The sequence below is a fragment of the Xenorhabdus cabanillasii genome (genome assembly GCF_003386665.1).
In the GTDB taxonomy this organism is placed as follows: Bacteria; Pseudomonadota; Gammaproteobacteria; order Enterobacterales; family Enterobacteriaceae; genus Xenorhabdus; species Xenorhabdus cabanillasii.
On sequence record NZ_QTUB01000001.1, the window covers coordinates 2,280,020 to 2,299,057 of the forward strand.

General features: G+C 41.7%; 19 protein-coding genes and 3 pseudogenes. 16 read left to right on the forward strand and 6 right to left on the reverse strand.

The features are described 5' to 3' along the window. Nucleotides 1-565: 565 nt before the first annotated feature. A complete protein-coding gene (locus BDD26_RS10920; RefSeq protein ID WP_115826541.1) occupies nucleotides 566-1,054 on the forward strand; it encodes a bactofilin family protein in 489 nt (162 codons plus the stop codon). 155 nt (nucleotides 1,055-1,209) lie between these two features. Further along, a complete protein-coding gene (locus tag BDD26_RS10925; protein ID WP_115826542.1) occupies nucleotides 1,210-1,755 on the forward strand; it encodes a GNAT family N-acetyltransferase in 546 nt (181 codons plus the stop codon). A gap of 70 nt (nucleotides 1,756-1,825) precedes the next feature. Here the strand turns inward: BDD26_RS10925 and BDD26_RS10930 are convergent, their stop codons facing one another. Then, on the reverse strand, nucleotides 1,826-2,419 hold the full coding sequence (locus BDD26_RS10930; protein ID WP_176551362.1) for a phage repressor protein CI: 594 nt from the start codon (nucleotides 2,417-2,419) through the stop codon (nucleotides 1,826-1,828). A 229-nt stretch (nucleotides 2,420-2,648) separates the two neighbouring features. Between BDD26_RS10930 and BDD26_RS10935 the strand changes: the two genes are divergently transcribed. The 12 genes and pseudogenes from BDD26_RS10935 to BDD26_RS10990 form a co-directional block, all read left to right on the forward strand. Continuing rightward, the gene (locus BDD26_RS10935; RefSeq protein WP_038269211.1) at nucleotides 2,649-2,987 is read left to right on the forward strand and encodes a DUF5347 family protein; all 339 of its coding nucleotides are present in this window, start codon (nucleotides 2,649-2,651) and stop codon (nucleotides 2,985-2,987) included. A 496-nt stretch (nucleotides 2,988-3,483) separates the two neighbouring features. After that, nucleotides 3,484-3,696, forward strand: a complete 213-nt coding sequence (locus BDD26_RS10940; RefSeq protein WP_038269212.1) for a hypothetical protein — start codon at nucleotides 3,484-3,486, stop codon at nucleotides 3,694-3,696. Nucleotides 3,697-3,715: 19 nt separating this feature from the next. Next, nucleotides 3,716-3,952, forward strand: coding sequence for a DinI-like family protein (locus BDD26_RS10945; RefSeq protein ID WP_115826543.1), 237 nt, complete (start codon nucleotides 3,716-3,718; stop codon nucleotides 3,950-3,952). Nucleotides 3,953-4,176: 224 nt separating this feature from the next. Next, the gene (locus BDD26_RS10950) at nucleotides 4,177-4,380 is read left to right on the forward strand and encodes a tail protein X (RefSeq protein WP_038269214.1); all 204 of its coding nucleotides are present in this window, start codon (nucleotides 4,177-4,179) and stop codon (nucleotides 4,378-4,380) included. 9 nt (nucleotides 4,381-4,389) lie between these two features. Continuing rightward, nucleotides 4,390-4,653 (forward strand): hypothetical protein, encoded by a 264-nt coding sequence (locus tag BDD26_RS10955; protein WP_038269215.1) that lies wholly within the window; start codon nucleotides 4,390-4,392, stop codon nucleotides 4,651-4,653. A 5-nt stretch (nucleotides 4,654-4,658) separates the two neighbouring features. Further along, nucleotides 4,659-5,198, forward strand: coding sequence for a lysozyme (locus BDD26_RS10960; RefSeq protein ID WP_115826544.1), 540 nt, complete (start codon nucleotides 4,659-4,661; stop codon nucleotides 5,196-5,198). After that, the gene (locus BDD26_RS10965; protein ID WP_115826545.1) at nucleotides 5,195-5,695 is read left to right on the forward strand and encodes a lysis system i-spanin subunit Rz; all 501 of its coding nucleotides are present in this window, start codon (nucleotides 5,195-5,197) and stop codon (nucleotides 5,693-5,695) included. Before BDD26_RS10960 ends, BDD26_RS10965 begins: the two co-directional genes overlap by 4 nt. 177 nt (nucleotides 5,696-5,872) lie before the next feature. Continuing rightward, a complete protein-coding gene (locus tag BDD26_RS10970; protein WP_038269218.1) occupies nucleotides 5,873-6,508 on the forward strand; it encodes a phage baseplate assembly protein V in 636 nt (211 codons plus the stop codon). Further along, the gene (locus BDD26_RS10975) at nucleotides 6,505-6,855 is read left to right on the forward strand and encodes a GPW/gp25 family protein (RefSeq protein ID WP_010845437.1); all 351 of its coding nucleotides are present in this window, start codon (nucleotides 6,505-6,507) and stop codon (nucleotides 6,853-6,855) included. The genes BDD26_RS10970 and BDD26_RS10975 overlap by 4 nt, the downstream gene beginning before the upstream one ends. 22 nt (nucleotides 6,856-6,877) lie before the next feature. Next, nucleotides 6,878-7,786: a baseplate assembly protein gene (locus tag BDD26_RS10980; protein ID WP_038269219.1), complete on the forward strand. Its 909-nt coding sequence runs from the start codon at nucleotides 6,878-6,880 to the stop codon at nucleotides 7,784-7,786. Further along, nucleotides 7,779-8,387 (forward strand): phage tail protein I, encoded by a 609-nt coding sequence (locus BDD26_RS10985; RefSeq protein ID WP_115826546.1) that lies wholly within the window; start codon nucleotides 7,779-7,781, stop codon nucleotides 8,385-8,387. Before BDD26_RS10980 ends, BDD26_RS10985 begins: the two co-directional genes overlap by 8 nt. Further along, nucleotides 8,384-8,992 (forward strand): annotated as a pseudogene (locus BDD26_RS10990) (phage tail protein); the annotation flags it as partial. The gene BDD26_RS10985 and the pseudogene BDD26_RS10990, both read left to right, overlap by 4 nt. Nucleotides 8,993-11,358: 2,366 nt before the next feature. On the opposite strand, the gene BDD26_RS11000 reads toward BDD26_RS10990, so the two are convergent. From BDD26_RS11000 to BDD26_RS11015, 4 genes and pseudogenes are all read right to left on the reverse strand, one after another. Next, nucleotides 11,359-11,976, reverse strand: a complete 618-nt coding sequence (locus BDD26_RS11000) for a tail fiber assembly protein (protein ID WP_244922715.1) — start codon at nucleotides 11,974-11,976, stop codon at nucleotides 11,359-11,361. Continuing rightward, nucleotides 11,976-13,103, reverse strand: coding sequence for a phage tail protein (locus BDD26_RS11005; protein ID WP_115826547.1), 1,128 nt, complete (start codon nucleotides 13,101-13,103; stop codon nucleotides 11,976-11,978). Before BDD26_RS11005 ends, BDD26_RS11000 begins: the two co-directional genes overlap by 1 nt. 137 nt (nucleotides 13,104-13,240) lie before the next feature. Then, nucleotides 13,241-13,495, reverse strand: a pseudogene (locus BDD26_RS20160) (transposase); the annotation flags it as partial. A gap of 232 nt (nucleotides 13,496-13,727) precedes the next feature. Next, a pseudogene (locus BDD26_RS11015) lies at nucleotides 13,728-14,867 on the reverse strand (ISAs1 family transposase). A 239-nt stretch (nucleotides 14,868-15,106) separates the two neighbouring features. On the opposite strand from BDD26_RS11015, the gene BDD26_RS11020 reads away from it, so the two are divergent. Beyond that, nucleotides 15,107-15,847, forward strand: coding sequence for a glycosyltransferase family 25 protein (locus BDD26_RS11020; protein ID WP_115826548.1), 741 nt, complete (start codon nucleotides 15,107-15,109; stop codon nucleotides 15,845-15,847). Nucleotides 15,848-16,075: 228 nt separating this feature from the next. Here BDD26_RS11020 and BDD26_RS20170 read toward each other — a convergent pair whose 3' ends face one another. Continuing rightward, nucleotides 16,076-17,383, reverse strand: a complete 1,308-nt coding sequence (locus tag BDD26_RS20170; protein ID WP_244922716.1) for a phage baseplate protein — start codon at nucleotides 17,381-17,383, stop codon at nucleotides 16,076-16,078. A gap of 477 nt (nucleotides 17,384-17,860) precedes the next feature. Here BDD26_RS20170 and BDD26_RS11030 point away from each other — a divergent pair, with 477 nt between their 5' ends. Continuing rightward, nucleotides 17,861-19,033: a phage tail sheath protein gene (locus tag BDD26_RS11030; protein WP_038265766.1), complete on the forward strand. Its 1,173-nt coding sequence runs from the start codon at nucleotides 17,861-17,863 to the stop codon at nucleotides 19,031-19,033. The last annotated feature ends 5 nt before the right edge of the window (nucleotides 19,034-19,038 follow it).

The following is a 19,038-nucleotide window of genomic DNA, read 5'->3' on the forward strand; positions in this document are numbered from 1 at the left end:
ATTATTTTTTCACCATTTAGGTTTTGGGGTACAGCAATATTTCCGTATCACCTGTGATATTATTTTGTTAATTATTCGTTTAATTGTGTTGCGGATTTATTAGTTTATATGGTTTTTATATTGAAAATAGTAAGATAAAGCTGTTGAAGTGAGCTTTTTATGCTGGAGTTTAAGAGAGAATCATAGATGATTCAGTATATTAGGCTTTAGCGACAACGTTATCGGTGTAATAGCGTTACAAATACCTCTGTTATAGCTTTGTAGATTGTTTTTTATACTGATACAATGCTAGGATGTATTTTCATCGCCTTTCTTCTATATCCGCTAAGGCATATTCATCGATATATTTGCTGATGAAAGATAAAAAATCACAAGAACGAGAAAAATATGGAAAAGTATCGTTTTTCAGATAACGCTTTTTTATACAGTCTATGGCTCTTCTGGGCTATTACACTGGGATTGTACGTGTATGGTGCAAATATTAGTTGTGCCATAACAGCAATTTTATCTTTTTTAGCCTTAGTATTTTACTTTACTAATATGAAACAGAGAATCAAAGCTATGTTTGGAAAAAAAAACTGAGGCATCTGCTGCCAGTCTGGTCACACAGGTCACTCCTGTGCAAACTGAAGAGAAAAAAATCTCCGGTACTGAAGCCCGCGCGAATACAATCATCGCAAAGAATTCCGTATTTAAAGGGGATATCGATATGGAAGGAGATATTCAGATTTGGGGAAAAGTTGTCGGGAATATTCGCGTAAAAGGAGGTGCTATCCGTGTTATGCATGCCGGAAAAGTGGAAGGTGAGTTAAATGCACCTGAAATTATTATTGATGGTCATGTTGAAGGAACGTGCTGTGCAGAAACATTGGATATTCTTGAGCACGGAGAATTACGGGGTATTAGCCGTTGCGGAAGTATGTCAATCCGACGTGGTGGATTATTTGTTGGTCAGTCTGAACAAGTAGAAAATAAGAAAAAACAGGAAGCAGAGCGAATTGTTTCTATTAAAGAAAGTCAGGGAGACAAGCCAAAATCTAAAACTACTGCCTGATCTCTGCCGATAAAAAATACTCCTCGTTTTTCAATCTATTGAGATTCATAGAGTATAAAACTCCATGTATTTCTGCCGGGAATATGTAGAATTTTCCGGCAGTTTTTGTTTTTATAATCAATTGATTTATACCCAATGGATTTCAAGGAGGCGTTGTGATTATAGAGCTGGAAACAGAAAGGTTATGGCTTCGCGCCTGGAAGGAAGAAGACAGAGAACCTTTCTTTCGTTTAAACAGTAATCCGGAAGTGATGGAGTTTTTCCCCAAGACGCTGACGAAAGAGCAAAGTGACATGTTAGTTGATAATTGTATTCGTAAATTCGAAATACAAGGGGGTTGGGGATTATGGGTGGTTGAATTAAAGCAAAGTGGCGAATTTATTGGCTTTGTCGGGCTGAATATCCCCAACCTTGAATTTCCATTTTCTCCTTTTGTTGAAATAGGCTGGCGTCTTGATAAACCATTTTGGGGGAAAGGCTATGCTTGTGAAGCTGCCCGTAAAGTTCTTGATTTTGCTTTTACAGAAATTGGACTGGATGAAATTGTGGCATTCACCTCCTTGCTGAATTATCGCTCAGAAAGTGTAATGAAAAAATTGGGTATGGCCAGGGATGAAAAGACATTCATGCATCCGGCAATTGAGGGAGATAACCCATTGCGGGAGCACGTTCTGTACCGGATCAAGCGTCCGGCTGGTTAAATAGACGCCATCAAGGTTATTCTGATGGGCAGAAATGACCTTGATGGAAAACGTATTACTACATAAGCCATTATTGTCTGGAGATCACCAAAGCAACGCGGCCAATGAATTGAATATCACTGATCGCACAGTCAAAGGTAACATCATCATCACTGACCCGAATTTTACTGACAGGGATTTTGGCTATTTTCTTGATACTGTGCATTCCTTCAATGTCTACCAGCCATAAACCATCCTGAATGTTGTCTTCCTGGGCATCAAGCAGATACCAGGATACACCATCATCAACCACTAGTGGTTCTTTGAGGTCTTTGGAAATTAGTTCACTGTCCAGGATAACCGGATCAGCCTCATTTAGTTTTCCCCCTGATAGTTTTACACGAGGGATTGACGGCGCGATGATATCTTCCAACCGTTCCGTTTTTTTACCCCCTTCTCCGTTTGGGAACATCTCCCCTTGCCCTGTACTCAGCCATAGCAGTGAAGCGCCAGTTTCTAGGTTGCACTGGATAATCCAGTCCGCAGGGAAACTATCACGAAGATAGCGGTTTGCCATAGTGCTTTTGGACACGCCTAAATGGTCGCTCAGAGCCTGACGAGACTTAAATCCATACGCGCGGACAAGGCGTTCGATAGCTGGTCGTCCACCACTATCAGTCCCCATCTTGATCTCAATATTGATATTTTTCATTGACAGTATAGATAAGAGAGATTAGTATCCCACAAATGTTCTCTAATTGAGATCTTTCGTGAGCCCAGATTGGTTAATACGAAAACCATTGAGAGATATTGCATCATGAACTGCCAAATTTCAATCATTATGCCAGAGATCAGCTGTGTTCCAAGTATTGCTCTGATAATAATCTCTCTGAAGGTAAAAGAGTGAGGAAAATATGGCGAATACGGAGAAAGAAAAATTTGCCCAAATTAACCTCGGCCAGCGGTTGGAAGGATTGAACCATTTGTCGAGGATTAGAGCAATATACTGGGGAAATAATGAGAAAGAATTAAGACGGTTTCTTGCTGATATGCGTGACAAAAGGGATTGTCATTATGAAGAGAATAAGCGGGTGCTATCCGCTATTTTCTATTTGGCGAATATCCCGCGTTCCCGTCATGACAGTGAAATCAGCCAATTTACCCCAGAGGAAAAACGGTCTCTTATCAAGGCGATGAATCATATTAAGGTTGTAGTTAGTCAGTTTCCCAAGCATTTGACGTTATCCAATTAATCACTCTCTCAAATATTTTTCTGTTTGTTTTTTGAACGAATTGTGTTTTTGAACGGATGGCATATGTATGTCAGGCACTAACATATCTTTAATATGGTGACTATTGATGAATGGTTTTTTTTCGCTCATGAATATCACTCTGGCAACTATATTGCTAACAATAAGCAGCCGGGAATGTACTGACCAAACATCCCACAGAACACTTCAATGGCAGAATGTTTGTTGTGGGAGACGAATGCAGAAGATTATCAATTATTGGAAGAACTAATAACTGTACGGATAGACAGGAAAGATATTGTTGTGATATAGATGAGAAATGGTTTTAAAGAATGTTTTTTTTTCAAAAAAAATTTCTATAAAAGAAATAATTAATAGTTATTAACTATTAATTTTTATCTTTAGGAAGGGAAAAAACTACTTTAAATTTTCACTAATTAGGTGTACTGTACATACATACAGTTTTTGAGTGGAGGCGTATATATCAGTGGACTCTCTTATGGAATCATTGGTAGCACAACGTATTAATTTTATTGCCAGAATGGCGACAAGTTGTGAATGCAATCAAGCAGAAGACAAAGAATTGGCATTGGTCTGGATAGCTGAGTTATCTGCACCTTATGAAAAAAGACTCAGTGGTTATAATAATTTGTATAAAAACAAATTGTTAGAAAGGGAATGGTCGGTAAATTCAGATTCGGTAGAAGAATAGACTTTGACGGGAGAAAATGATGCGAATTGAGATACTTTTCGATAAGCGAGCTAATGTTTCTGAATCAGTCATGTCTGCGCTTGAAAATGAACTTAAAAAGAAAATACTACCTCAGTATCCAGATACGCGTTTTAGAATTGCCGCCAGCAGCAATACATCCGTAAAAGTGACAGGAAGTAAAAACAGTAGTGAACACAACCAAATGATGGAACTCATCCAAAGTGTCTGGGAGGATGATAGCTGGCTAACGGATTAGACTTAATAGATTGAATTATCGAACAAATAGCAAGCAATTTAAATAACATAAGGGCAGGGTCAATTCCTGCCTTTATGCTTTCTTAAAAAGATAAATATCCCGGCAGAGTTGTTCTTCATTTGTACTACTTCCCCGACAATGCCGTTTCATTGAGGTATTCCGCTGATTATTCGATCATAACTCTCCGATTTACTGACTGTTTTCTGCGAAGAAAAGGAGAGTGTATGCAAATTATTGCACAACAAAATGAGACGGTTGATGCTTTGTGCTGGCGCCATTATGGCCGGACATTGGGTATGACGGAGCGTGTATTACTGGCCAATCCGGGACTTGCTGATTTTGGCGCGATATTGCCTCATGGAACGAAAGTTGAAATGCCGGACTTTATGCCTGCGGCCAGCAAGCCCATGATCCAGCTTTGGGATTAAGGGGTATGAATGGATAAATACAGCCATGCAACTTATGCCTGCGCCGGCACCACTGCTATTTTTTCCGGTCTTTCTTTATATGAGTGGAGTTTCCTGTTGGGGGCATTCGCCAGCATTGCTCTCGGTATTCTGACTTATCGTCTCAATCGTCGTGAGCAAATGAAACGCACTTTGATCTTAAAAGAAATTCTGGAAAATCTGGAGGTAGATCCTGCGTCAAAATCAGCCAGTATTGTTAGCGAGCTGATAAATCACGCACCAAAAGAGCTGTGATATGTATGCAGGATTTCAAAATCAAACTTAGCCGGTTGCTTATTGGTCTTATCATTGGTGGTGCCAGTTCTTCCGTCATTCTTTCTCAGTTCCTTGATGAGAAAGAGGGTAATCGGCTTGCAGCCTATCAGGATGCTGGTGGGGTTTGGACGATATGTCGGGGAGTGACGCGCATTGATGGTAAGGCGGTATATAAAGGAATGCAGTTGACCTCTGAACAATGTGAAGCCTTGAACCGGATTGAAGCTGATAAAGCGATTGATTGGGTAAAAAAGAATATCCACATTCCGCTGACTGAACCACAAATTGCAGGGATTGCCAGTTTTTGCCCGTATAACATTGGCCCCTCAAAGTGCTTTTCTTCCACATTTTATCGCAAGCTCAATGCCGGAGATAAAAAAGGTGCCTGTCAGGAGATCAAACGCTGGATTTATGATGGAGGGCGTGATTGCCGAAAAACTAAAGGGCAGCCGAACGGCTGTTATGGACAGGTATTGAGGCGTGATCAGGAATCTGAACTGGCTTGTTGGGGACTGGAACAATGAAGAAAATACCTTTAATTGTCACCCTTGTAATTGGAGGATGTCTTGGCTGGTGGGGACACCGTTCACTGTTTCTTGGTGAAGTGGCAAACTTGAAGCAGCAACATTCTGCTCAAATTGCTGTTATCTACCAGAAAACAAGCCAGGAAACATTATCTGCTATTCAACAAATGAAAGATGCACAGAACAGGGTTGCCCAACTGGATGAATACTATTCTGGAAAATTAGCTCATGTTACTGAAAAAAATATCGCTTTGCGGGCTGATATTGCCGCTGGTCATCGCCGGGTGCAAATCGCCACCGCCAACCTTGCTACCTGTCAGCTCACCCAAAACCGAAATACCCGCTCCCGCAGCGTGGGCGATGGAACCCAGGTCGAACTCACTGCAAAAGCTGGACGCACTATTTACGATATCCGAGCCGGGATCATCAGCGACCAGGCCAAATTAGATTACCTGCAACAGTATGTCCGTGAAGTTGTCCGGCAATGTAAGTTCTAGTCATTCTTGCATGACTTAACAGGACTTCCCCCTTGCATGACCCCTAAAAGCCTTTTTTCATTTTGGAAAATGGCTTTTATTTTATTGAGTTAATTTTATTTTTTCTGCTGTTTTGTATGTCTGTTCCTACAAGCCCGATTTAATGTTGTATCTGTTTTTTCATGGCATTCTTACGCCATGAACACACAACTCACTGAACTGATGCGCTTATTGCGCAACCTGATCCGAACAGGCGTCATTACCCAAGTGGATACCACAAGGGGCATGTGCCGGGTCGCGACAGGCAACCTTGAAACCGATTGGCTGCACTGGCTGACATCCAGAGCGGGAAACTCCCGCACATGGTGGGCACCCAGTGTTGGTGAGCAGGTTTTATTACTGTCCATAGGCGGCGAACTGACCACCGCCTTTGTATTGCCAGCAATTTTTTCAGATGAGTTTCCGGCACCATCAACATCTCCTGAAGCAACACATATTAAGTTTCCGGATGGTGCAGTGATGGAATATGAACCGCAATCAGGCGCATTGACTGTGACTGGTATCAAAACCGCGACAGTGACTGCATCGGATTCCGTTCATATAACTGCGCCGGAAATTACCTGTGTTGCCAGTACCAGGATCACGCTGGATACACCGGAAGTCATCTGTACGCAGCTAATGAGCACGGGGAATCTGATCGTGCGCAACGGCGGCAAAATGACGGGCAATATTGAACACACCGGCGGCACATTCAGTTCCAACGGCGTGGTCGTGGATTCCCATAAACACACCGGTATCCGGTCAGGCGGTGACACATCAGGAGGCCCCGTATGATGTATCTGGGTATGAACCGACAGACAGGCAGGGAGCTGACCGATCTGGATCATGTCCGGCAATCTGTCAGCGATATTTTACTGACCCCTGTGGGTAGCCGTATTGCACGACGTACTTACGGCTCTTTGCTGCCTGAACTGATTGACTGGCCGCAGAATCCGGCGCTCAGGCTTCAGGTCATGGCAGCTAGTTATACCGCAATTAGCCGTTGGGAACCACGTGTGACGCTGACGTCAATCACGATGGAAACCCTACAGGATGGCAGAATGGTGGTGGATATCACAGGTACTTACCATCAATCTGCCAGAGAATTTTCACTTTCTATTCCGGTGAACCATTCCCGGTGAGGCTATTCCTGAGAGGTAAGGTATGCCAACAATCGATTTAAGCCAGTTGCCACCACCGGATGTGGTTGAGCCACTGGATTACGAACAACTGTTAGAAGAGCGTAAAAGAGGGCTGATATCACTTTATCCCGAAGAACAGCGGGATGCGATTGCACGAACCTTACAACTTGAATCCGAACCTTTGGTCAAGTTGCTGGAAGAGAACGTGTACCGCGAACTGCTCCTGCGCCAGCGAGTCAATGAAGCCGCACGCGCGGTAATGGTGGCTTATTCAACCGGCAGCGATCTGGATCAATTGGGTGCGAACAACAACGTATCCCGCATGGTTTTGCATCCTGCGGATAACTCCACCATACCGCCGACACCAGCTGCTATGGAGTCTGACAACGATTACCGTGTGCGGATTCCCCAGGCCTTTGAAGGTTTAAGCGTTGCAGGCCCTGTCGGTGCTTATGAATACCATGCGCGTAGTGCAGATGGCCGTGTTGCAGATGCTTCGGCTATCAGCCCGTCACCAGCCAACGTTACGGTAACAATCATGTCCCGTGAAGACAAAGGCGTGGCATCCAAAGAACTGTTGGAAATCGTCGAAAAAGCTCTGAATGACGAAAACGTACGTCCGGTGGCAGATCGTTTGAAAGTCCAGTCAGCGAACATTGTGGAATATGAAATTGATGCAGTGTTGTACATCTTTCCGACACCAGAATCAGAGCCTATCCGTAAGGCGGCTGAGCAGAAACTGAAACACTATGTCGAAGCACAGCATCGTCTGGGGCGTGACATTCGTTTGTCAGCGATTTATGCCGCATTACATGTGGAAGGTGTCCAGCGTGTAGAACTGAAAGCCCCGCTGAAAGATGTCGTGCTGGATAAAACTCAGGCTTCTTACTGCACCAAGACCACATTGACGATGGGAGGTTCTGATGAGTGATCGCCTTTTGCCGATGGGTTCAACCCAGTTAGAACTTGCAGCGGCTAAAGCTTGTGCAGAGTTGCAGAAGATCAAAGTGCCATTGCGGGAACTGTGGAACCCGGACACCTGTCCGGCATCGTTACTGCCTTATCTGGCATGGGCGTGGTCAGTGGATCGCTGGGACGAAAACTGGCCTGAGAACACCAAAAGGGAAGTGATCAAAGGCTCGTTGTTCCTGCACAAACACAAAGGAACGATTGGTGCGATTCGGCGGGTGGTTGAACCATTGGGTTATCTCATCCGTGTACGGGAATGGTGGCAGACCAACGATGCTCCGGGCACCTTCCGGCTGGATATTGGTGTGCTGGATAATGGCATCACCCATGAAATGTTCGAAGAGCTGGAAAATTTGATTTTCGATGCCAAGCCAGTGAGCCGACATTTGATTGGATTGGATATCAACCTGGATACGCGTGGTGAATATCACTATTCGGCAGCGACTTACAGCGGTGACGAACTGACAGTTTATCCCTATTTCCCGAAAGAAGTAACAGTATCCGGCTCAGAAATTATGGGCGCGGGAGTACATATTATTGATGACATGAGGATTAGACCATGAGTACCAAATATTTTGCGCTGCTGACACAGTTGGGCGCAGATAAACTGGCAAATGCTGCGGCACTGGGTACTAAAATCGAAATTACCCATATGGCCGTTGGTGATGGTGGTGGCAGCCTGCCGACACCGGACACTAAACAAACTAAATTGATTAATGAAAAACGTCGTGCAGCGATTAATACGCTGAGCATCGATCCGAAAAACACCAACCAAATCATCGCAGAACAGGTTATTCCTGAAAACGAAGGTGGCTGGTGGATCCGTGAAATCGGCCTGTTTGACAAAGATGGCATCCTGATTGCCGTGGGTAACTGTGCGGAAACCTACAAACCCCAATTGCAGGAAGGTTCTGGCCGTACCCAGACGATCCGTATGATCTTGATTGTCAGCAGCGCTGATGCGGTGACTTTGAAAGTTGATCCGTCTGTGATCCTGGCAACTCGCGAATATGTTGATGATTCCATTAAGAAACATGCGAACAGCCGTAATCATCCTGACGCGACACTGAAAGAAAAGGGATTTGTGATCCTGAGCAGTGCGGTGGATAGCAATAGTGAAACTCATGCAGCAACACCGAAATCGGTAAAAGCGGCTTATGATTTGGCTAATGCGGCGAATAATAATGCGAATGGACGTGTTCCGTCTGGACGTAAAGTGAATGGTAAAGCTCTGTCGGCAGATATTTCATTGAATTCTGCGGATATTGGAGCGTATTCCAAAGGCGAGACCGATGCTAAGGTGAATGAAGCTAAGGCGCAGGCAAATACAGCTAATGATAATGCGAATTCACGTTTGGAAAAGAGCAAGAATGGTGCGGATATTCCCAACAAAGATGAATTTGTGAAAAACCTCGGTTTAACAGAAGCCAAAACCAAAGCGGAGGGGGCATTACCCCGCAGCGGGGGCGAAGTCACCGGGAACATCACGATTTCAACTGACAGTGAGATAGCCTGGCGCAGAAATACGGACATGGCTGCTATCGGTTTTAAAAATACCGGCGATGGCGATCCCGACTCCTATATGTGGTTTAAAACCGCAGATAATGGCAACGAGTATTTCAAATGGCAGCATAGCCTCTCGGGGGGAGGAACCGCGGAATGGATGAGCCTGAAATCGGATAATCTCCGGGTTAAAGGGCACCCGGTTTATCATGAAGGCTATAAGCCAACGGCTGAGGCGATTCAGGCTGAGCCGCGTTTTAACACCACCATTGACCTGACCGGATTGAGCAGTGACCGCTACTACCCGGTATGGTGGCGCTTTCCATCAAATGATGGAGCGAATTCGTGGTTAACGATTCATCGTTGGTATGCGGAAGATCAAGAAAAAGAGCCCTTTGGTAAAGGGGTAACTCACCTTGCTGGATTATCATTACAGATTGAAGGAGGAGATGTTCCTTGGGGAGGAGATGCTCGTTATCTGAATATTAAGCGTATTCATCAAAGTTACCGTAAGACGGTAAAAAATGTTCGTCATGGTATGATAAGTATTGCCAGACCGATCGAGGGCAAATATCCTCTCTATAGCGGGGCTAAATCCGGCGATATTGTCATATGTTATATGTATAGCGGCTGTTATTTACGCGGTGGACTAACTTATCATATCACCAGTAATTTTGACGGTATTCATTATTCTCGTGAAGAAGGAGAAGTAGAAATATGGAAAGCTGAAAGTCCTAATGAATGGGAAATTAAATGGATGGTGAAATCTTATACCATTGATGATCCACAGTTAGGGAAAGAATATGACGATACTGTTCTGCCTTATGCTCATGATTATGCTGAAACCATCAATTTGGCAAAGCATGCCTATCCTAAAACAGGCGGTAAAATCGAGGGGAAAGTGGAAGTTTCCAGTGATATAGAAGCGACTGGCTGGATTGGGGGTAAGGAACTTAGGGAGCGTAAATCTGACGGTAACTGGGTACGGGCATATAGCCCCCAGAATAAACCCACGGCAGAAGAGATCCAGGTTGAACCGCGCTTTAATACCACCATTGACCTGACTGGCTTGAGCAGCGATCGTTATTATCCGTTATGGTGGCAGTTTCCTTCCAATTATTATGGAGCTAATCCGTGGTTAACTATTCACCGTAATTATGCGGAAGATAGAGGGGATAAAAACCCGTTTGGGCAAGAAACACACCTTGCAGGTTTGTTATTGCAAATTGAAGGTGGAGATGTTCCATGGGGAGGGGATGCCCACTACCTGAATATTAAACGGATTAGCCAAACCTACCGTAAAACGGTCAAAAATATTTGCCATGGCATGATGTGCATAGCAAGACCTATTGATGGGAAGTTTCCGCTTTTATATAATCTGAAATCTGGTGATATCACTGATTGTAAGGTTCTAAGTGGCTGTTATTTACGTGGCGGTTTGACCTATCATGTGACAAGTAATTTTTCTAGTATCCATTATTCTCGTGAAGAAGGTGAAGTAGAAATAAGTCGTTGGTCAGATAGTCATGAGCTTAAGCAGGAAATTAAATGGATGGTGAAGTCCTATGCCATTGATGACCCTTTGTTAGGAAAAGAGTACGATGATACGATATTTCCTTATTCACATGATATTATAGAACTCATTAAAAAATATCGCTAAAAAAATAGCTTAAAGGTTAATGGAAGCATGGATATATAGACTTAATGATACAATGGGGTAGAACAAACAATGGAAATAATAGCAGAATATCAGATTAATGGCTAAAAAACCTAAATGTTTTATTGTCAAACCTACAATAAACTGCTTTAAATAGTAGTGATGATAAAATATTATCCATCAACATCAGATATAATTTTGTGGCGATTGTGTTCCATAGAAACTTGGATTGTAATTGGGAATTAGTGATTTTTACTCTATTCAGAATAGTATAAAAGGATTTAAATTTAAAAAATAAATTAGTAAAAATAGATGTCTATTAGACAAATTTTTAGTTAATATAAATAATAACAGGGGCATAATGCCCCTGATTATTACTCCGGTTTCTCGGGCCAGTCCAGTTTTTCAATATCTGAAATATCAAGATTAATCAATTTAACACTATAAATTTCCCATTCACGCAATAGTGAAGTTTCCTCTTTTGACGCCATATCAAGTCGGACTTTGCGTTCCAATTGAACAATTTTTTGTTCAGCTTCATGTAACAAAGATTGTTTTTGATTTTCTATTTTTTGTAAATCATACTTTTGTTTTTCATTAAAATCTGTCACCCATTGTTGTCCATTCCATTTATCAAATGAAGTTTTGGGCTCTAATAGAGTCAGTTCAGAAGGTAATTCTCCAATTAATTGAATTTTATGAGATTGTTGGGTTTTAATATGGTAAGCAGTTTTTCCACGATAGTCTGGTACATTAATCCATGACTTTTCATCTTTACTGCGACAAACAGCAATATCAACCGAATCTGGTAATTCAGGTGCATCTAAATAAGCACCAGCAGATAAACCAACGCCAATAACTATGCGTTCCATATCTGCACAAATATATTCTCTGGTTTCTGTATTAGACCGATAAACCATTACCCAACCATTAGAAGTTGCAAAACCTTTTTCATCAAATTTTGGTATTTTAATATCTGTTGTATATTTCATTATGCTGCTCTCACTATATATAAAAATGCGATGTTACGGGGACGAGTCGATACATATGCCCACCAATCATAAAGTTGTACTGTACTATTCCCAGGATATATCCATTTTTTACCTTTAATACTTTTCCATTGTTCGCTTGTCATTGGATCACCAAATGCATAATCTGGCTTTCCGATAAAGCTAACATCCCCTGTATCATTATCATCAAAACCTGAGATTATTGTTCCCTCTTGATGTGTTAATATTTCCCTATTCGGGTCTGCACCTTTTCCTTTATCTAACCCACGAATAAATTCACCACGTAGATCTGGTATTATCCCAAAGGGATATGCTATTCCTAACTTAGGATATTTAGATTTATCAAAATGTTGACCATTACATTCGAAATAACCTTCAGGTGGATTAGCATGGGGCCATGGTAAAGGTACTCCAACTGGAATATTGGTTAATGGGTTAATATCTTCTTCAGTTAAAATACGCTTACTTCCTCTGAAATTACCTTTTTCATCAAAAGCATATGTAGATAATCTAAAATAGCCCGAATATCCCCCATAAGAAAAAGAAATTCCTCTTGCATGTTGAGCACTTTGTGCTTGAGGATGGGCTACATGGATGGCTAATGCCCCAAGGCCACTTAAATCTTCATTTGGTCTTAAAAATCCGGATAATCCTAAATTACGTGAACTAGGATCATCAAGGTAGTTTGCAGTTTTAGATAAAATATATCCTGAAGTTTTGGTATTTGTATTTAACTGAATATATCTATCGTCAAAGTTCCCATAATCAGCAGGTACAACCCGTTTTCCAATTCTTAGTTCCTCGCGAACATAACACCCATTTAGTGTGTCAATGTTTGTAGTGCCTTGGCCACGTAGATAATGGCTAAATGAAGGCTTTGCTGGAGTACCGTGGTTATAGCCTAAGTAACTTAGTGAATCTCCTATATTATTACCATCTGTGCGAGTAAAAACATTAATTGCACCAGTATTAGTTTGAGCACCATGAAAATAAACGGGCTGTAGAACTGCCCCGCCAATATCTTTGTTGAGTGCGTTTTTCGCCAGATCCACGGTTTCCGCCAAACCGAGGTTAAAAGAGATTGCTAAATGTTCCCTAATTTCAGGCATAAAATCAGGAATCCTTTAAATAGAATAATTATAAATAAATTTTATTATTTATTGGTTTTAAGAGGGAGGGTATCCAGTGTTTTATTCAAATTTAAATTCTGGATTGTGACTAAATTTCAGTAACAATATAATCATGTATCAGTTTGCTGATCTAAATTTCGGCTATTTTTACGATAAGGGATCACCATAACCGACTCTTGTTCTTCAATAACATTTCTCAAACGTTGACTATCATATCCTTTATCAGCAATCACAAAATCTGATAGGAGTGACTGAAACACAAGACTTTCCGCATGAACAATATCACTGACCTAACTACCCAAAAGTTCAAAATGGACGGGTAAATCGTAACTATCTACAGCCAAATGTATTTTGGTAGACCGTCCTCCACGACAGAATTCTAGTTCTCATATGATAAAAAATGCCTTCAATTACTTGGCGATGTTCAGTTTTATGGTAAAGATAGCTTATTCTATTGCGTACCTGCTAACATAGTTCGCAGCATAATGGGAGGTTTGGTTATGTCTTAGCGAAAACGATTATACCAAATCATCATGCTGTTCAGTACCCCCTTACAAAACGTCAACAGTACCTAACTGAGGGGACAGGGCAAACGGGTCTAAATTATACAGAGGTAAAACCCATCGTGAGGACTTTCAGCATGTAGCCATTATCCCATCCTGCTTTCTGGCGCTTGGTCTTCACACCCACTTTAACCGACTTCTCATTTTTCAGCAGGTTAAGCGCTATTTTATTTATTAACGCCACATTTTCAGCCGTATGACCGCTTCTCAGGCGCTGGCTATCCTCACCCAAACTGACATCTAATTGCCAGTGCAGTTTATTTTCAATATGCCAATGGCTGCGGATGGCACAAGCGATAAATTCTGCCGAGGCATTACGATGACTGGTAATATAGTAGTGCCTTTCATAACTCGCTGTTTTCCCTTGCTCTTCCCGCCATGACTCCACAACCACTATGCCGCCCAATGTGTGCCACTGAGGATGACGCGCCCGTAACCAATTTACTTCGTTAATCAACCACAACTGACGCTGCTCTATACGACCATGATCGCCATCCGTACTTCGGTAGTGAGCGGGGGAAACGCCCGTAAAATCTGTCGCCAACTGGGTATCCAAAAAGAGTTTAATATCATCGTAAAATTCACCCTGATTTCCTTTCGGGGCCAACACATAATCGGCCTTTCCCGTGACAATCTGGTTAGCTATTGCGTATTGACAGCCCATGGCGTCAATTGTGATAGTGGAACCTTCAATATCCAGCAAGGCCAGGAGTTTAGGGATCGCGGTGATTTCGTTCGACTTATCCGAGACTTTCATCTGACCAAAGCAGAGTTGATTCGCGACTGACCAGGCGCTGACCAGATGGAGAGCCGGCGCGTCATTGGCTTTGTCGAGCGTTCCCCGCAAAGTTTTGCCATCCAACGCGATAATGTCATCGGATATTTCGGCTAAGCTGTTCACCCATTGGGTAAAAGCGAGCCCAAATTCTTGGGGATCAAGCCGGTTTATCACATCGTTAAAGGTATCATGGCTGGGAATGCCATTGGGAAGATCCAGAAATTACCGAAACCAATCTTCTTTGGATTTACCGTATTCTCCAATCGCATTGAAGCCTTCACAACCACAGATCACGGCACAAATCGAGATGGTCAGAATATCGATGAGCGCATACTGTTTAGTTCGGCTAACACGTGGATCAGTGAAGTGCCCGAAGGCTTTGCTGAGAGTCGTTGCTTGCATGGCAGTTTCTGCGGTTATTATTAACAGAGCGCTGATTATAAATCACAAATGGTGACCCCTTCTATTTCTATGTACCGAATGCCATCAGCAGAATCACGTTGGTCAGTTTAGACCCGTTTGCCCTGACTGAGGGGACTACCCATTAATGAAAAATTATGTAGCTGGAAATTATCAGACTGTTTGATTTAGAAAAATCTGTGTTAGTATGTCACATTAAATAAAATTCAACATGGTGCCCTATGAAGGTTTTTGTCATTAATTTAGAAAAAGATATAGAACGCAGAAAATCAATGCAAGAACAGTTGCAAAATGTGAATCTTGATGCTGAATTCATAACAGCAGTATACGGAAAAGAATTAACTAATGAGCAGCTGTTAAACTCATGTCCTAATTTTGATGACTTAGCCCTCACTCTTGGTGAAGTTGGTTGTTCAATGAGCCATATAAATGTATATAAAAGAATGATCGATAGCAGTATACCTGTTGCTTTAGTATTAGAAGATGATGTACTTTTTGATGAAAATTTAATTACTATATTGTCGTCTTTAGATAATCACTCCTTGTTATTAAGTTCAAAACCTTATGTTTTTTTATTAAATAACACTAATGAATATTTCGAATCATTTAAGAAACCATTAATAGAAAACTATAATATTGTCAATGTAATTGATGCCGCATGTGCTTTTGGATATGTTTTAAATCTATCCGCAGCCAAGAAATTATATGATTATTTACAACCTGTTAGATTTGTTGCCGATGAATGGAAATTTTTCAAAGAACAAGGTGTAATTAAATTGAAAGGAATTATCCCGCCAGTAATTCATCCTTCTGTCCAATCGCTAGATTCATCAATCGGAGAAAGAGAGTATACATTGACGAAGTTAGATATAGAAAATAGAAAACGTACAATTATCATTCAAATAAAGTTAGCTTTGTGGAGAATATTCATTCGTACTTGGCTGAAAAAAGTTAGGCCTTAGCTTGAAAGCTAAGGCTATCACAGGACGGGAGCATACTTTGATTAATATTCAACTTAAAATTTAAATATTATTCTTTAACTGTGGCTTACTAACAATATTTAAAAGAATTATTTATATGATTATACTTTGCTCAATATAAATTCTGTCAAATTGATTTTTAAAATATAATCATCTTTAAAAAAGCAACTAGAATAATGTACTCGCGCCCTTAAGACCATCATGAATAAACTAAGTTGTTCTGTACCAACCCATTAACATAATATAGGCATTAATAACATCAAATCCTTCACCACTACCGGTTTCTGATGTATTACCACTAACATTATGTGCATGTTCTCCATTCCATGATGTGTTTCCAGTCCAAGTTCGGGATGCATCAAATGTGGTAAGGTTTGCCCATCTATCTGTATATTCTATACCAGGTTTACTCTGGCCATTTCTAGCAAAAGCACCGCCAAAAATATCACTTCCATGAGCAATAACACTTGGTAGATAGCCAGTAATGTTCATATTCCCACGATTATGATTATGTCCTCCAGTACTATTTGTATTCCCACTAAAATAGTGACTGTGCTTTGGAATATGTTTTATAGTTAACTGCTTAGTATCATTACCGCCTGTTGATAACACATTTGATCCATTAGCAGCAGCCAAGCGAACTGTTCTATTTTCACCAATATACTTCCATGTTGTTCCGGGAAATAGATTGTTGGGATTTTTATTTTGTGCAAACCATAAAACAATTCCAACAGGGTATAGTAAATCTATGGATACTGCTTTGGCTAACGCATCAGTGACTGCTTTTTGACTCATTATTTGTTCAGCTGAGTTTCCAGTCTCTTGTACTATCACTGATTTTGGCACGGCACTTTTTGCCAAATTAATAGTTTCAGCATAATCATAAGCATAAGGCAGAACAGTATCGTCATATTCTTCCCCTAACTGTGGGTCATCAATGGCATAAGATTTCACCATCCATTTGATTTCAAAATTATCATGATTATCACGGAATTCTAGGGCACGATCGACTTCAACTTCACCTTCTTCACGGGAATAATAAATACCTGGAAAATTACTGGTGACATGGTAAGTTAAACCGCCCCGTAAATAACAGCCACTGAATCTTCTGCATTTAACAGTATCTCCAGACTTAACATTGTCATAAAGTGGATATTTACCATCAATGGGTCTTGCTATGCACATCATGCCATGGCGAATATTTTTGACCGTTTTACGGTAGGTTTGGCTAATCCGTTTAATATTCAGATAGTGAGCATCCCCTCCCCATAGATAATCACCTCCTTCAATCTGCAATAATAATCCAGCAATATGAAATTCACCTTTACTAAATAGGTCTTTTTCTCTGTCTTCCGCATACCAGCGATTAATGGTTAGCCACGAATTCGCCCCACCATTAGACGGAAATTGCCACCATACCGGATAATACCGATCTGTACTTAGGCCAGTCAGGTCAATCGTCTGGTTATAACGCGGTTCCCCTTTTACATCTGCTGCACTCAGGGTCACATCTTCCACCAATGATTTCCCATTTACCTTCCTTGAATTCGGTACGGCATTCTGGGCTTGATTTTTGGTTCCCACTAAACCGAGGTTTTTTACAACCCCTGGATCCTTATGATCCTAGCTAAGATCCAATCTCCTAACCCCTGAAAACCAATAAGCAATGGTGAAAATAACTCTATTCAGCTTGTCAAAAAATAACCAAAAGCTCGAATTACTTAAAATAATACTGAATAGAATAAATTTTGAACTATTTTTTGATTAAAAAATAGACTTAAAAGTTCATTATTTGGTCAACTAAAGACCATCCTCACCAAAAACTGCTAATTTCTCTACTCACCTAAAAATAAATTAAATTTCAATTTAACATACTGATTATTAATAAAAATATTAAATTAGATTTGTACCTTACCCCACACACAGCCAATCGAATGATTTCCCCCGGGCAATCCGCCAATATATCAGCACACCTTAACAGGAGAGAACGCTAATATGGCACAAGATTATCATCACGGAGTCCGTGTACAGGAAATTAATGAAGGTACTCGTACCATCACTACCGTTAGCACTGCTATCGTAGGTATGGTTTGTACTGCTCCTGACGCAGACGAAAAAACATTTCCATTAAATACTCCAGTCCTGATTACTGACGTTATGAGCGCCAGTGGTAAAGCTGGAAAAAAAGGGACTTTGTCCGCATCACTGAAAGCCATTGCTGCTCAGGCTCTGCCTGTGACTGTGGTTGTTCGTGTGGCTGAGGGCGAATCTGAAGAAGTAACCATTTCTAACATCATCGGTGGTGTCACTGATGCAGGTAAGAAAACCGGTATGCAGGCACTGTTGGCAGCACAAAGCCAGCTCGGTGTTAAACCACGCATTCTGGGTGTTCCGGGGCTGGATTCAAAAGCAGTTGCTGTTGAACTGGCAAGTGTTGCCCAGAAACTGAAAGCAATGGCGTATGTCAGCGCTTATGGCTGCAAAAATATCTCCGAAGTTATCAAATATCGCGACAACTTCAATCAGCGTGAGCTGATGCTGATTTGGCCAGATTTTCTGAGTTGGGATACCGTTACTAACAGCGAAGCTATCGCGTTTGCAACCGCTCGCGCTCTGGGCCTGCGCGCCAAAATCGACGAAGAGACTGGCTGGCATAAGACGTTATCCAACGTTGGTGTCAACGGTGTGACTGGTCTGTCTGCTGATGTCTTCTGGGATCTGCAAGATACTGCGACTGACGCTGATCTGCTGAACAAAAGTGGTGTCACTACACTGATCCGCAAAAACGGTTTCCGTTTCTGGGGTTCCCGTACTTGTGCAGATGATCCACTGTTCCAGTTCGAAAGCTACACCCGTACCGCTCAGGTTCTGGCTGACACTATGGCTGAAGCGCACATGTGGGCGATTGACAAACCGCTGACCCCATCGCTGGTACGCGACATTATCGAAGGCATCAATGCTAAGTTCCGTGAACTGAAAGCTGGTGGTTACATTATCGATGGCCGTTGCTGGTATGACGACAAAGCCAACGATAAAGACACCCTGAAAGCAGGCAAATTGACCATCGATTACGACTATACACCTGTACCGCCACTGGAAAACATGATGTTACGCCAGCGCATTACAGATAGTTACCTGATGGATTTCGCAAAAAGTATCAATAAATAAGGGGC